This window comes from Stenotrophomonas sp. STEN031, from assembly GCF_056759975.1.
On sequence record NZ_JBRREA010000012.1, the window covers coordinates 92,703 to 107,030 of the forward strand.

The 14,328-nt window shown below is 64.2% G+C and carries 11 protein-coding genes; 6 read left to right on the top strand and 5 right to left on the bottom strand.

Annotated elements, in window-relative coordinates; translation table 11 throughout:
• The first annotated feature begins 102 nt into the window (after window positions 1–102).
• Window positions 103–1,722 carry an acyl-CoA synthetase gene (locus ACVOLQ_RS08070; RefSeq protein ID WP_313169998.1) on the top strand — a complete coding sequence of 540 codons (1,620 nt, stop codon included), beginning with the start codon at window positions 103–105 and terminating at the stop codon, window positions 1,720–1,722.
• Window positions 1,723–1,890: 168 nt separating this feature from the next.
• Here the strand turns inward: ACVOLQ_RS08070 and ACVOLQ_RS08075 are convergent, their stop codons facing one another.
• The 3 genes from ACVOLQ_RS08075 to ACVOLQ_RS08085 form a co-directional block, all read right to left on the bottom strand.
• Window positions 1,891–2,283 carry a DUF3037 domain-containing protein gene (locus ACVOLQ_RS08075; protein ID WP_481527649.1) on the bottom strand — a complete coding sequence of 131 codons (393 nt, stop codon included), beginning with the start codon at window positions 2,281–2,283 and terminating at the stop codon, window positions 1,891–1,893.
• Complete coding sequence (locus tag ACVOLQ_RS08080; protein WP_481527650.1) at window positions 2,261–3,037, bottom strand: HipA family kinase; 777 nt, start codon at window positions 3,035–3,037, stop codon at window positions 2,261–2,263. The genes ACVOLQ_RS08075 and ACVOLQ_RS08080 overlap by 23 nt, the downstream gene beginning before the upstream one ends.
• A 146-nt stretch (window positions 3,038–3,183) precedes the next feature.
• Window positions 3,184–4,377, bottom strand: coding sequence for a GGDEF domain-containing protein (locus tag ACVOLQ_RS08085; protein WP_481527651.1), 1,194 nt, complete (start codon window positions 4,375–4,377; stop codon window positions 3,184–3,186).
• Window positions 4,378–4,502: 125 nt separating this feature from the next.
• On the opposite strand from ACVOLQ_RS08085, the gene ACVOLQ_RS08090 reads away from it, so the two are divergent.
• On the top strand, window positions 4,503–5,576 hold the full coding sequence (locus tag ACVOLQ_RS08090; RefSeq protein WP_481527656.1) for a DUF1615 domain-containing protein: 1,074 nt from the start codon (window positions 4,503–4,505) through the stop codon (window positions 5,574–5,576).
• Between the two features lie 164 nt (window positions 5,577–5,740).
• Here ACVOLQ_RS08090 and fabR read toward each other — a convergent pair whose 3' ends face one another.
• Complete coding sequence (gene fabR, locus ACVOLQ_RS08095; protein ID WP_313170006.1) at window positions 5,741–6,403, bottom strand: HTH-type transcriptional repressor FabR; 663 nt, start codon at window positions 6,401–6,403, stop codon at window positions 5,741–5,743.
• A 93-nt stretch (window positions 6,404–6,496) separates the two neighbouring features.
• Between fabR and ACVOLQ_RS08100 the strand changes: the two genes are divergently transcribed.
• Together ACVOLQ_RS08100 and ACVOLQ_RS08105 are read left to right on the top strand one after the other, a co-directional pair.
• Entirely contained in the window at window positions 6,497–7,549 is a 1,053-nt protein-coding gene (locus tag ACVOLQ_RS08100) for a ferredoxin reductase (RefSeq protein ID WP_481527652.1), read from the top strand.
• Between the two features lie 3 nt (window positions 7,550–7,552).
• Window positions 7,553–8,680, top strand: coding sequence for a fatty acid desaturase family protein (locus ACVOLQ_RS08105; protein ID WP_481527653.1), 1,128 nt, complete (start codon window positions 7,553–7,555; stop codon window positions 8,678–8,680).
• 59 nt (window positions 8,681–8,739) lie between these two features.
• Here ACVOLQ_RS08105 and ACVOLQ_RS08110 read toward each other — a convergent pair whose 3' ends face one another.
• Window positions 8,740–9,933, bottom strand: coding sequence for an acyltransferase family protein (locus tag ACVOLQ_RS08110; protein WP_481527654.1), 1,194 nt, complete (start codon window positions 9,931–9,933; stop codon window positions 8,740–8,742).
• 154 nt (window positions 9,934–10,087) lie between these two features.
• Here ACVOLQ_RS08110 and ACVOLQ_RS08115 point away from each other — a divergent pair, with 154 nt between their 5' ends.
• Both ACVOLQ_RS08115 and ACVOLQ_RS08120 read left to right on the top strand, forming a co-directional pair.
• Window positions 10,088–10,993 (top strand): LytTR family DNA-binding domain-containing protein, encoded by a 906-nt coding sequence (locus tag ACVOLQ_RS08115; RefSeq protein WP_313494487.1) that lies wholly within the window; start codon window positions 10,088–10,090, stop codon window positions 10,991–10,993.
• Window positions 10,994–11,259: 266 nt separating this feature from the next.
• A complete protein-coding gene (locus ACVOLQ_RS08120; protein ID WP_481527655.1) occupies window positions 11,260–14,145 on the top strand; it encodes a VIT domain-containing protein in 2,886 nt (961 codons plus the stop codon).
• The last annotated feature ends 183 nt before the right edge of the window (window positions 14,146–14,328 follow it).

The following is a 14,328-nucleotide window of genomic DNA, read 5'->3' on the forward strand; positions in this document are numbered from 1 at the left end:
CAAATCCCAAGCCAAATCCCTGCGACTAATGTCGCAGCGACAAACACCACCCGGCTGGCCGACTCTCTACCCGCAAAATCCTTGCAGAGGGAGAGGCTCCAGATGTACCAGGATCTTGGCCGTAACCAGGCCAACTACACCGCGCTGACGCCGCTGAGCTTCCTGCGCAAGGCCGCGACCGTGCATCCGCAGCGTCTGGCGGTGATCCACGGCGAACGTCGTCTGGATTGGGCGCAGGTCTACCAGCGCTGCCGTCGGCTGGCTTCGGCCCTGCAGCGCCAGGGCATTGGCAAAGGCGATACCGTTGCGGCGTTGCTACCCAATACTCCGGCAATGATCGAACTGCACTATGGGCCGGCGATGCTGGGTGCGGTGCTGAATACCCTCAATACCCGGTTGGATGCGCAGACCCTAGCTTTCATGCTGGACCATGGCGAGGCCAAAATTGTATTCAGCGACCGTGAGTTCGCACCGCTGATGGAAAGGGCCTTGGCACTTTGCAAGCAGCCGCCGCAGGTCATCGATGTCGACGATGCAGAGATCGAAAGCGGCGACTTCCTCGGCGAGATCGAGTACGAGGCGCTGTTGGCTACCGGCGATCCGGACTTTGAGTTCGAGTTGCCAGCCGATGAGTGGGATGCCATCACCCTCAACTACACCTCCGGCACCACCGGTGATCCCAAGGGTGTGGTCTACCACCATCGCGGTGCCTACTTGAATGCGGTGGCGAACATCATCGATTGGGGCATGCCGCAACACCCGGTGTACCTTTGGACGCTGCCGATGTTCCACTGCAACGGCTGGTGTTTCCCGTGGACCATGGCGGCGGTGGCCGGCACCCAGGTCTGCCTGCGACGGTTTGATCGCAAGCGCGTGCTGGAGCTGATGCGCGAACACGCTGTCAGTCACTATTGCGGCGCTCCGGTAATCCATGCCGCGCTGGCAGCTGCGCCCGAAGAGAGCAAGCAGGGCCTGGCTGGGATCAAGGGCCAGGTCGCCGGTGCGGCGCCACCGGCCGCCGTGCTGGAAGCAATGGAGCGCATGGGGGTCGAGATTACCCATGTCTATGGTCTGACCGAGGTCTATGGCCCGGCATCCATCTGCCAGCCGCAGGCCGAATGGACGCAACTCCCCATTGCCGAACGGGCCGAGCTCAACAGCCGCCAGGGTGTGGCCTGTTTGCTGCAGGAAGACATGCAGGTGCTGGATCCGGAAACCCTGCAGCCCGTGCCGTGGGATGGCGTCAGCGTTGGCGAAATCATGTTCCGCGGCAACATCACCATGCAGGGCTATCTGAAGAACCCGCGCGCAACCAGCGAAGCCTTTGCCGGCGGCTGGTTCCATACCGGTGATCTTGCCGTGGTCTATCCGAATGGCGCGGTGAAGATCCGTGATCGGTCCAAGGATGTGATTATTTCCGGCGGCGAGAACATCTCCTCGCTTGAAGTGGAAGATGTGCTGTGCAGGCATCCCGCAGTGTTGGCAGCGGCGGTGGTCGCACGGCCGGATCCGAAGTGGGGCGAAACGCCCTGCGCCTTCGTCGAGCTGAAGGAAACGTCGAGCCTGGAGGCGGCCGAGGCATTGGCGCATTGCCGCCAGCACCTGGCCAGCTTCAAGCTGCCGCGGCGTTTTGTTTTTGGTCCGCTGCCGCGCACGGCTACCGGCAAGGTGCAGAAGTTCAGTTTGCGCGACGTGGCCAGGGAGCTGGTCGATATCGACTGATGCGCGAGCCTGTCGGTGGGGGAGAGCTCCGTAGTGCCGAGCCATGCTCGGCAGCGGCTTCACCGGTGATGTGCCCATGCCGAGCATGGCTCGGCACTACAGGGGGCGCGTCAGCCGAGCATGGTTCGGCTCTACAGGTTAGATTGGCCTCGCATTCCGGCCGGTGGTTCAGCGTGGCGTACGCACCATGCGTTCGAGCAGGTGCTCGACGATGCCGGCAGGGTTGGCGCTGCGGCCGACATGGGTAACCGAGGTCTGCACCACCGAGCTGCGCTTGGCAGTCAGGAAATGGAAGCGGGCGCGCGGCGGCAATTGTGCGATCGGTCCGGCACCCGGCTCGCCACGGCAGATCGCGACGATGGCATCCAGCCACGGCTGCACGGCAGCGAGATCCAGTTGCGGCGCAAATGCCTGCAAACGCGCTATATCAATCTCGATGGCCGCCTGCAGATGGCCTGCGCTGGGGCAGGAGACGATCACGCCAACGTTGATGAATTCCTCGCGCTCCACCCGCGGTACGATGCGGATGATGGCGTAATCATAGGTATGCAGCGTGGGCACGGATGGCCTCCTGTACGAAGGCTTCGCGCAATTGCAGGCGGCGCTTCAAATAGCTGGCGTAGGCAGAACGGTAGGCGGTCGCATCGGCAAAAGCGGGCTCGGTCTGCAGCCAGCTGTCTGGAATCTGCGCGACGATGCTGTCGATGACCGCATCGGTCAGCAAGGGAGCCAGCGCCGCGTCGGCGTCGGCGATGCGGCTGGCGAACGGCAGCAACACGTGGTCCTTGATCAACACGAAAGGCTTGCCGCAGGCCTCGCCGGCGTTCTCCCAGTCGTGGTGGAAGTACAGCGCCGCGCCGTGATCGATCAGGTAGAGCTTGCGGTGCCAGACCATCAGGTTGGGGTTGCGTGCGGTGCGGTCCACGTTGCTGGTGTACGCATCAAACCAGACGATGCGCGAGGCCAGTTCGGCATCCGGTTGCATCGCCGCAGGATCGTAGTTGATCGCGCCGGGCAGGTAGTCGCTGCCCAGGTTGGTACCCTCGCTGGCGCGGATCAGGTCCTGGATCTCCGGGTCGGGCTCGGTACGCGCGAACTCGCGGTCCAGTTCGACCAGGACGATGTCCGGCATCGGCAGGCCCAGCGCCTGTGCAAGCCGCCCAACCACCAGTTCGGCGATCAGGGCCTTGGGCCCTTGCCCGGCACCGCGGAACTTGATGACGTACATGCCATCGTCGTCGGCTTCGATCACCGCCGGCAGTGAACCGCCTTCGCGCAGCGGCGTGATGTAGCGGGTGGCGTGAACTGTTTTCACGGGAATGCACAGTCAGGAAGAAACGCAAGCCTAGCGTAAAGCGGGTGTATCCGGTGGTGCGGCCCTATGCCGATCTCGCGTTGCGCAGCGGGCATGCCGTGTGCAGGCATGCCCGCTGCGGAGTGATCCGCGGCATGGGCTACGAATCAAGGTGTGGCTTGCTGGTCCGGGAGCATGCAGTCGGTGCCGTCCTGCGATGGGCTGAGGATCAAGCGGTTGCGTCCTTCGTGCTTGGCTTGATAGACAGCGAGGTCGGCGCGTTCCAGCGCGCTTTCCAGATCCTGCGCTGTTGCCACCATGGTGACGCCGAAACTGGCAGTGATGGATTGCTTTGCCGGTGAGCAGTGCATCTGGCTGAGGCCGACGCGGATGCGTTCGGCGATGCGCGCAGCGGTGGGCAGGTCATGGCAGTGCACCAGCAGCACGAATTCCTCACCGCCGAAGCGGGCAACCAGATCATCCGGGCGTGTCATCTGCTGCAACAGCACGCCTACCTGGCGCAGGACGTTGTCGCCGGCCGCATGGCCCCAGGTGTCATTGACCTGCTTGAAGTGGTCCACATCGCAGGCGAGCAGGGCCCAGGGCCGGGCGGGATCGTGCTGCAGCCGGTGGTTGGCGATCTCGAAGAAGGCGCGGCGGTTCAGCAACTGGGTGAGCGGATCGTGGTTGCGCTCATGGCGCAGTTCTCCCATCAGCTGCTGGGCCAGCCCGCCCAGCAGCAGAAACAGCAGCCACAGATTGAGCAACAGGTTGAAGGCCAGCATCCACAGCCAAAGACCGGAGCGCGGCAGACCACTGCTGGTGAACCAGCCGGCCAGCAACCAGGCCAGCAGCGGGCGCAGGATCGCGTATGCCACCAGCAGCAGATACGTCCTGCGCAGCAGGCGTTCGAAGAGCGTGTCCGGTTGCTCGCGGTCAAACAGCACTGGCAACGCCAACGCGAGCAGCAGCCCCATGCCAAGGTTGAGGAAGACGATGCGCACGCCCAGCACATCATCGAGCCTGGAGAAGCAGAACAGTGCCAACAGCGTAATCAGGCTGATGGCCAGTGCGGCCGGCCCCGACACCCTGCCGCCGGATCTGAGTGCGAAACCCTGTGCCGTGGCCCAGCTGCCCGCGCAGTACATCGCGCCGGTCAGTGCTGACCAGGTCGCCATCCGGGCGTTGTCCATCAGGATTTGCGCGGCCAGCGGAAAAGCGGTGCAGATGTAGCCACCGGCCAGCCACAACAGGTAGCGGTGGTCGCGCAATGAACGCCAGCCAGCCAACAGCGCCAGCCCCAGCAGCAGGGAGGTGGCGGGAACCACAAGCGGGAAGTACTGTTCAGCGGTGGCGCTCAAGGGTCAAGCCACGTTCGATGATTTGGACAGACGAGGGTGCGAAGTATATGGGCAGGCTGGTGACTTGCGATGGTTGGGGCAGCGCTGCCCGCGTTTTTCCTGGCGATGCCGGGGACGCGCCGCGGCTGCTGGCGAGTCTGTTGTTGGTGGCGACGCTGGCCGCCTGCAGCACGGTCCCAGCGCCCGCGCCGGGTCCGACGATGGCAACGTTGCAGGATGAAATCGCGCGCCGTATTCCAGCGACGGTCGCTGATCGTACAGGCTGGGCGACGGATATCCGTATGGCGTTGACCGCGCAACGCATTGAGCCTTCGCGCGAGAATATCTGCGCGGTGCTGGCGGTGATCGAGCAGGAGTCCGGTTATCGCGCCAATCCCGAGGTGCCCAATCTGCCGCGGATTGCCCGCGGCGAAATAGATCGCCGCGCCGCCGCCGTGCATATACCGAAGCTGCTGGTGGATGCAGGCTTGAAGGTGAAGGGGAGTGATGGTCGCAGTTACGGCGAGCAGTTGGCGCGGGTACGCAGCGAACGGGACCTGAGTGAGTTGTACGAGGAAATCATTGGCCGCGTGCCGATGGGGCAACGTTTGTTTGCCGGAAAAAATCCTGTGCAGACTGGCGGCGCGATGCAGGTCAGCATTCCTTTTGCGCAGGCAAATGCGCAGGACTACCCGTACCCGGTGGCGCGCAGTATCCGTGATGAGGTGTTCACCCGGCGTGGCGGCGTGTACTTCGGTGTCGGCCATCTGCTCGATTACCAGACGCCCTATACACAGAAGGTGCATCGCTTCGCCGACTACAACGCGGGCCGCTACGCCAGCCGCAATGCTGCATTCCAGAGTGCGGTGAGCCTGCTGACAGGTGTTTCGCTGGCGCTGGATGGTGATCTGCTGGTGCCGGATGCGCCAATCGACAAGCCAGGCCAGACCGAACTGGCGGTGCGCAGGCTGGCGCCGCGACTAGGCATGGACGACCGTGAGATACGGCGTGCGCTTGCGCAGTCTGATCGCCTGGAGTTCAGTGACAGCGCGCTGCATTCGCAGGTGTTCGCCATGGCGGATGCGCGCACAGGGAAGGCCTTGCCGCGTGCATTGATTCCCGGCATCCGCCTGGACAGCCCCAAGATCACCCGCGAACTGACTACCGAGTGGTTCGCCAACCGGGTAGACAGCCGCTACCGCCAATGTCTGCAAAGGTAGTGCCGAGCCATGCTCGGCAGGGGCTTTACCGATAGACAGTCTGTAGGAACGGCGTAAGCCGCGAAGCCGGCACCAATGAAGTGCAGGGAACGCTGTGATCTGGGCGATCATCGGCCTCGCGGCGCACGCCGCTCCCGCTACCGCGCAATATCGTTTGGCTTGCTTCAGGCCTTTACCGGATGCCGCGCCAGCGCGCGGGCGCCGGTGATGATCATGCGGATCATCTGCGACATCTGTTCGATCAGCTCGGGATCCCGTTCCTCGGGCAGGTCGATCGCGCTGCCGCCCATGGCGAATACCAGCCGGGTGATTGCCTTGGCGGCGAGGGCGGGCTCGTACAGGCTCGCGCCATCGAGCGCGGCCAGGCGCACAAGATCGGCCTTCAGCTCTTCCTCGAAGTAACCCAGTTCGCGGTCCACCGCCTGCTTGAACGCGTCCGAGCCGGCAGTGCCTTCGCGCAGCAGTACATGCATCAGGCGGTCGTCGGCACGCAGTTGTTCCATGAACGTTTCCACCGACAACCGGATCACGCCGCGGTTGCTGTCGGCAGCACGCAACCGGGCCTGGCCGATGATGGTGCGCAACGAGCGCCCGGCCAGATCGATCAACGCTACCGTCAGTTCGTCCATGTCGCGGAACTGGCGATAGAACGAGTTCGGCGCGATTCCGGCTTCACGCGCGACCTCGCGCAGGCTCAGCGTGGATACGCTGCGGTGCGGGCCGATCAGGGCCAGTGCGGCGGCCAGCAGGTCGTCACGCGAGATGGAAGCCTTGCGCGCCGGGTGCAGGTCGTCGTGTGCGGGCAGGGGCTGTTCGCGTGCTGTCATGGGGCTCGGGCCGGTCAGGTGCGTGAATCATAGCCTGTACTGCGAATATACAAGTGTATACACAGATGTATGCTCGGCCGTATAGTGCGCAGCATGAGTGCTGTCTACCGCAATGCCGCGCCGCCGCCGATCCCCTGGCTGAGCGAAGGTTTCTTTGATTTCTGGTCTAGCCGGGTGCATCCACTGTGGACGCTGCGGCGCCCCTTGGCCCGGCTGCTGGCGCGCCATCAGGCCAGCGCCGATGCCGTCACCCTCGAATTGCAGCCCAATCGTCACTTCCGTGGCATGCAGGCCGGCCAGCACATCAATCTGGGGGTGGAACTGGATGGGCGTCTGACCACCCGCAGCTACAGCCCTGCCGCGCTTGAGAATGGGCGTTTGGCGGTCACGGTCAAACGTATTGCCGGTGGCAAGCTCAGCCAGTACCTGTGTGAACACGCGGCCGTGGGCGAGGTGTTCGCGCTGGGGCAGGCGTTCGGTGAAATGCTGCTCCCCGCGGTGCTGCCGCCGAAGCTGGTGATGCTGGCTGCCGGCAGTGGCATCACTCCGCTGCGCGCCTTGCTGCGCCAGTTGGATGTGCAGGGGATGCCGGGCCCGGTCGATCTGGTTTACTGGGCGCGTCAACGCGAGCAGTTGTGCTTCGTCGACGAATTCAAGGCCATCGCCGGCCGCCATCCCGCGTTCCGCCTGCATCTGGCAGTAACCGGCGAGGGTGCGGCGCGCGTGGGAAGCTACGCGCTCGGCAGTCTTGGGGATCTGGCTCCGGCGCATGTGCTGGCGTGTGGGCCTGGCGGCTTTGTGGATGCTGCGCGCACCCGCCTGCAGGCACGGGTTGCGCACTTCGATTCGGAGGCGTTCAGCGCCCCGCAGCTGGCAGAAGTTGAGCAGGGCAATGTGCAGATACAGCTGCTCAGGACTGGCCGCACGCTCAGTGTGCCGCGCGGGGTCGCCTTGTTGCCGGCGCTGGAGGCAGCCGGAATTCAGCCTGCCAGCGGTTGCCGGATGGGCATCTGCAACACCTGTGTGTGCGGGAAAACCTCGGGCATTACCCGCCACACCTTGACCGGTGAATACATCAGCGAGCCGTCCGTGCCGCTCAAGCTGTGCGTCAGCAGCGCCAGCACCGATTTGACCTTGGAGCTGTAACTCATGTCTTCCGTGCACAATCGCGTGCTGTCAGCTGCTGAACTGCAGCGCTTCGGTGACGAACTCGACGCCGTCAAGGCACGCCACCAGGCCTTGTTGGGCGCTAGTGACGCGCGCTACATCCGTCGGATCGTGGCAGCGGTGCGCTGGACCGGCGTGGCAGGGCGGGCGCTGCTGTTCCTCGGGGCCTTCGTGCACAGCCTGCTGGTGCCGGCGTGGATCGCCGGCGTGCTGCTGTTGGGCTTGTCCAAGATACTGGAGAACATGGAGCTGGCGCACAACGTCATCCACGGCCAGTACGACTGGATGGGCGATCCGCAGCTGCAGGGCAAGACCTACGAATGGGATATCGCCGGTACTTCGGAAAACTGGCGCAAGACCCATAATTTCCGCCACCACACCTATACCAACGTGCGCGGGCTGGACGATGACATCGGCTACGGCCTGCTGCGGATCTTCCCCGAGCAGCGCTGGCACCCGTTCTTCCTGGCCCAGCCGTTCGTGGCGGTGGTGTTCGCGCTGCTGTTCGAGTGGGGCATCGCCATACAGGACCTGCGCATCGGCCGTGTGTTGGTCGGCAAGATGACCCTCAAGCAGCTTTGGAACCAGGCGCGTCCGGTCGGCCGCAAGGCGCTGCTGCAGGTGCTGAAGGACTACGTGCTGTTCCCGGCATTGGCGGGACCGTTCTTCCTGCCAGTGCTGCTGGGCAATGTGGCGGCCAACATTCTCCGCAACGTATGGACCTATGTGGTGATCTTCTGCGGTCACTTCACCGCAGATGCCGAGACCTTCCCCAAGGAGTGCGTCCGCAATGAAGGCCGCGGTCATTGGTATCTGCGCCAGCTGCGTGGCTCGTCCAACCTGACCGGCGGCAAGTGGATGGATGTGATGACCGGCAATCTCAGCCATCAGATCGAACACCACTTCTACCCCGATATCCCCGCCAACCGCTACGCGGCAATGGCGGTGGAGGTAAAGGCCATCTGCGCGCGTTACGGCCAGCACTACAACACAGGCTCACTGCCGCGCCAGTTCGGGCAGGTAATGTGGCGCATCCTGCGTCACGCGTTCCCGAGCAAGCCGGCGCCCGCGCGGCCACTGGTGGCTGCATCCCAGGCCGAGCCGGGCTGAGCAGGCTACGACGGGCGCAGGGCAGGTTTGCAAAGAGCTGTGCTGCGCGATGGTTGGCATCAATCGGTCACGGCGTTCGCCGACGCTGTGCGAGGGGTAATTGCCGGTTCGCGCTGCAGCCCAAACAAGGGTCGCAGCGGCGGGCAGCGCCGGATCAGTGCATAGGCGCCAAGGCACAAGGTCAGGGTTGCCGCGATCAACAGGCCAGCCTCGATGGCGGGCGTCAGCCCCAGCGGTTTGAGCATATGTGCCAGTACCACGATCACGGTCTGGTGCAGGATATAGAGCGGGAACACCGCCAGGGTGAGATAGCGCAGCAGCGGGCTGTCGGCATTGCGCCAGCGGTAGGCGAAACCCAACAAGGCAGCGATCGCGCACCACTGGTTCAGCGCCCAGGCAAGTCGGAGCAACAGGCGCAACTCCACGGGCGGCGGTTGTGCATCGTTGTAGCCGGAGAAGTACCAGACATGGATCAGTCCGGCATAGCAGCCAGCCGCCACAATCAGCGACAGCCAGCGCAAGCGCTGCAATGATTCCCAGAAGCGGGGGCTGAATGCGCCGAGGAAGCCGATCATGAAGACGCTGGCGTACTGGGCATGGTTGTACCAGTCATCGATCAGCGCATGGGTCTGCTCGAAGCGATTGACCAGCAGCAGGCGTGCGACAGCCAGAATCGCTGCCGGGACGACCAAAGCCCCCCAGTGGCCTAGCAGGAAGCCGGTCCATTGGCGCAGGCGCTGCAATGCGGACGTAGGCAGCAGCCGCCACAGCAGCCAGGCCAGAACGGTGTAGCTCCACAGATAGGGCAGAAACCAGAGATGGTTCCAGGTCGGGACGCGCAGGCAGCCATCGCTGTCGCAGAAGCCCTGGTAACCGCTGAGATACTTGCCGTAGAACGCCCAGTAGGAAGCGTTGTATCCGCCGGGTAACTGTTCGACCACCTGGTAGTAGGCCTGCGGCGGCACGATCACCGCCATCCCGAACAGCAACGGCAGCAGCAGTTGCCAGGAGCGGCGGCGCAGCAGCCCAGCGGGGCGGCGTTCGAACATGAAGGCGGTGGCGACGCCCGAGATCAGGAACAGCAGCGACATCCGCCATGGCGAGCTCAGCAGCATGAACGGCTCCGGCGCAATGCTCGCGGCCGGACTTTTGACATGCCAGTCCCAGCTCACGTAGTACATGCCGACGTGGTAAATCACCAACAAGCCGAAGGCGATCGCCCGCAGCCAATCCAGGTCGTGGCGTCTGTGCATTGCGTGTCCAGCTTATGGAGAAGGGCGTCATTGCAACCCGGGACGCGCTCCCGCGGTGCCGGAAGGGCCAATCTGCGGGCGTTTGGGGACGAGTGGTGGGCATCCGGGGACGGGCAGCGAGGGCTGCGGCCTTCGCGCCGTCTAGAATGCGCGGATGAGCCAAGCCGCATCGCCGACCCTGTTGAATCGCTCCACTCCATGGCGGCAAAGCATGGAGCTTCTGTTCTGGTTGCTGCTGGTGTTGATCAACTGCAGCGGCAATGCGATCACCACCTGGATGGATGCCAACCGTTCCGGTGCACCCTCCATGGAATGGTGGGAGCCCTGGGTCTGGGAGTTCTCCAGCGGACTGGTCTGGTTGCTGTTGTTGGTGCCAGCCATCGTTTGGTTCAGCAGACGATGGCCGCTGCATCTGGACAACTGGCGCCGACGCTTGCCCTGGTACCTGCTGGCCAGCGTGCCGATCTCCCTGCTGCACGTGCTGGCAATGTTCGGGCTGAGGATGCTCGCCTATGCCGTGGTGGGGGAGCGCTATCAGGTTGGCTCCTGGTTGGAAGAGCTGTTGTACGAATACCTCAAGGACGTGCGCACCTACGCCGCCATCCTGTTCTGCGTCGATGGCTACCGCTTCCTGCGTCGGCGCCTGCAGGGCGAGGCACAGCTGCTGGCCGAGCCTGATGAAGGGCCGCCGGTGGAGCCCATCGATCATCCCGAGCGTCTGCTGGTCCGCAAGCTGGGCCGGGACTTTCTGATCGCAACGGCCGATATCGAATGGGCACAGGCCGCCGGCAACTACGTCAACCTGCACCTGCGCGGGCACGACTACCCGTTGCGGATCACCATGGCTGCACTGGAACAGAAACTGGATGCGACATGTTTCGTCCGCGTCCACCGCAGCTGGCTGATCAATCTGGCACAGCTGGTGTCGATCGAGCCGCTCGACGGTGGCGAGGCCCTGTTGCATATGGCCGACGGCAAGGAGGTCGCCTGCAGTCGGCGCTACCTGCCGGCGCTGAAGTCGAAGCTGAGCAACAACATGGAAGCGACTGCCTCGGCCTGAGGCCGATCAGCGTCGGTTTGTTGTTCGTTTTGGCTGTTTCAGTCGGTCAAATTCAGGAGGGCGGGCTTCCGCAGGGTGGCGCTCCGGATACGTCCAGGGCTCGCCTCTTGGGGTGCCGAAACACGGCACAATGCCCTTGGGCCGGCGGGCTTGAGTTGGGCTGTCCGATGAAAAGGGGCGCCGATCAGGAAGGGAATGATTGATCCGCCAACCCCGTTCTGGCTGATGGTGCGTTTGATCTCCCAACCCTTGGACGGAGTGCTGTGATGAGCCTGGCTAGCTGGCGGCGTTGTTGGATGGTTTTGCTGATGGCGGGCGTGGCAGTGACGCCGGTCGCCGCGCAGCAGGGCAGGGGGCTGATCCAGCCGCCGGTACTGATTGCCGTCTCCAAGGAGGAGCAGCCGATCGAACTGCGGCGGGTGACCGTCGACGGCGAGGTGCAAGCCGGGATCGCCCAGACCCGGATCGAGCTGGTGTTCCACAATCCCAACCGGCGGGTGATGGAAGGCGAGCTGCAGTTCCCCTTGGCTGATGGTCAGCAGATCAGTGGCTTCGCCCTGGATATTGATGGGCAGCTGCGTGACGCGGTGCCGGTGCCGAAGGAGCGTGGGCGGCAGGTATTCGAGGCGATCACCCGACAGGGGCAGGACCCGGCGCTGCTGGAGCAGACTGCAGGCAATCAATTCCGTCTTCGTGTGTACCCTTTGCCTGCCGGTGGTAGTCGGCGAGTGCAGTTGACCATCCGCGAAGCGATGCCATTGTCCAGCGAGGGCTGGCAGTGGCGCTTGCCCCTGCAGTTCGCAGCGGCGGCGGGTGAGGTTAATCTGCGCCTGCGTGCGACCGGCGCGGACAGGCTTGGCCAGGCACCGTTCCGGTTGATGGCTGGTGCGCTGGATTGGCAGGGCAGCGGTCGGCAGTTGCCGGCGCAGCTGCAATGGCAGCTGCCAGCCAAACCGCAGCTGGCGCTGCAGTCCGCGCGCTACGACGGGCAACAGTATCTGCTTGCACAGCTGCCGGTAGCTACGCCGGTTGCGCGCAGTTTGCCTGCAAAGATCGGCCTGCTATGGGATGCATCAGGCTCGGCGGGTACGCGCAACCGCGCGCGTGAGTTCGCATTGCTGGATCGCTATTTCGCGGTGATGGGTGAGGGCAACGTTGTATTGACGGTGCTGCGCGACAAGCCGGAAGTGGAGCGTCGTTTCAGTATCCGCAAGGGCGACTGGAGTGGGTTGCGCCGTGTGTTGGAGCAGACCCCCAACGATGGCGCCAGCGCCTTGGCTTCGTGGACGCCCAAGGCAGAGCTTGGCGAATACCTGCTGCTCAGTGATGGCCTGTCCAATTGGGGCGCATCGGCATTGCCTGCCCTGGCGGCAGGTCAGCGCCTGTATGCGATCAATAGTGCGGCGGCGGGGGGCGATACGGCGCGCCTGCGCGGCTGGAGCGAAGCCAACGGCGGCAGTCTTGTGCAGCTGGACTCCGATGACGTGGCTGCGGCGGCAACTCGGCTGCTGGCGACACCTGCCACGGTGGAAGTTGCGCCAGCTGCAGGGATGCACGATGTAGTGATTGATCGCCGCAGTCTGGAGCAGGGCTGGTTGTGGCTGTACGCACGTACCGATGCGGCGCCGGCCGAGCTGCGCTTGCGCATCAATGGTGGTCAGTGGCAAACGCTGAACATCGTGCCCGGCAGTACCGATGGCGGTTTGATGGCAGGGCTGTGGGCGCAGGCGCGCTTGCAGCAGCTGGCGGTGGACCCGCGTGGCAACCGCGAGGCGATGCAGCGGCTGTCGCAGCAGTTCGGCATGGTCAGTGAGGGCAGGTCCTTGCTGGTGCTGGATACGTTGGATGACTACCTGCGCTACGCGATCCGGCCACCGGCGGCGCTGCGGGCCGAATACGACCGTCGTTTTGCCCGCCAGGTGGCCGACCGTGAGGCCGCGCGCAAGACCCATCTTGATGAGGTGGCCGAGCAATGGCGGCAGCGCCAGGCGTGGTGGGAAAAACCTTGGCCCAAGGATGCGCCGCTAGACGTGGCGCAGGGCGCCGAGTTGGCAAGGCAGCGTTCGAGTGGCGCGCCAATAGCGGCAATGGCGATGGCGCCACCTCCGCCCGCACCTGCACCTGTTGCAGCGGCGGTTTCGGCCGAGTCCTCGGCGTTGGACAGGGTCGTGGTCACCGGCAGCAGCAATGATGCCGTGGCCGAGGTGGCGGCAGCTGCAGACGGTGCCTCGGTCAACTCCGGCGCGGTGCAGATCCAGCTTGCCGCATGGGAGCCGGACTCAGCCGTTGCGCAGCGCCTGCGCAAGGCCCCTGTTGCTGAGTTGTATGCGTGGTACCTGGATGAGCGTGGAGCCAACGCCAACAGCAGCGCGTTCTTCCTGGATGTGGCCGACATATTGTTTGCCGCCGGACAGCGCGAGCTGGCGCTGCGGGTGCTGTCCAACCTGGCCGAGATGGAGCTCGATAACCGGCACCTGCTGCGCGTGTTGGGGTATCGCTTGGTGCAGGCCAATGCGCCCGCGCTTGCGGTGCCGGTGTTCGAGCAGGTGCTGCTGATGGCGCAGGATGAGCCGCAGAGCTTCCGCGATCTGGGGCTGGCGCTGGCAGCGGCAGGGCATCCTCAGCAGGCGATTGGTCCGCTCTACCAGGTGGTGCAGCGGCAATGGGATGGTCGCTTTGATGGCGTTGCACTGATCGCGCTGGATGAGCTGACCAACCTGCTTGCGCGCGGTGGCCAGTCGCTGGATGCCACGCAGGTTGACCCGCGCCTGCGCAAGGCGATGCCGCTGGATCTGCGCGTGGTGTTGGCCTGGGACGCGGACAATAGCGACATGGACCTGTGGGTCACTGATCCCGACGGCGAACGCGCGTACTACGGCAATCGTTTGACCCGCCAGGGCGGGCAGATGTCGCAGGACTTCACCGGGGGCTACGGTCCGGAGCAGTTCTCGCTACGCGATGCCAAGCCGGGGATCTACAAGGTGGAGGCCAATTACTTTGGCAGCCGGCAGCAGCTGGTCACCGGTGCGACCACCTTGATGCTCAGGTTGAGTACGCATTGGGGCACGCCGCAGCAGCAGGACAAAGCGGTGACCATGCGTTTGCAGGACGCCAGCGATACCGTGCTGGTGGGTGAGTTCGAGGTGCGCTGAGCAGCTTGCTGGCTATCTGCCATATGCCATCTGTTTGTGGGAGCGGCGTAAGCCGCGAAGCAATCGATGCGTCAGGGCGAGGGTTTGGCAGTGCTGGCTTGGCGGCGTTAGCCGCGCCCGGAAAAAAAAAAAGGCCCTTGCCCGTCTGTTGGGTGGGGCGGTTGGGTGCGCCAGGGTTATTGT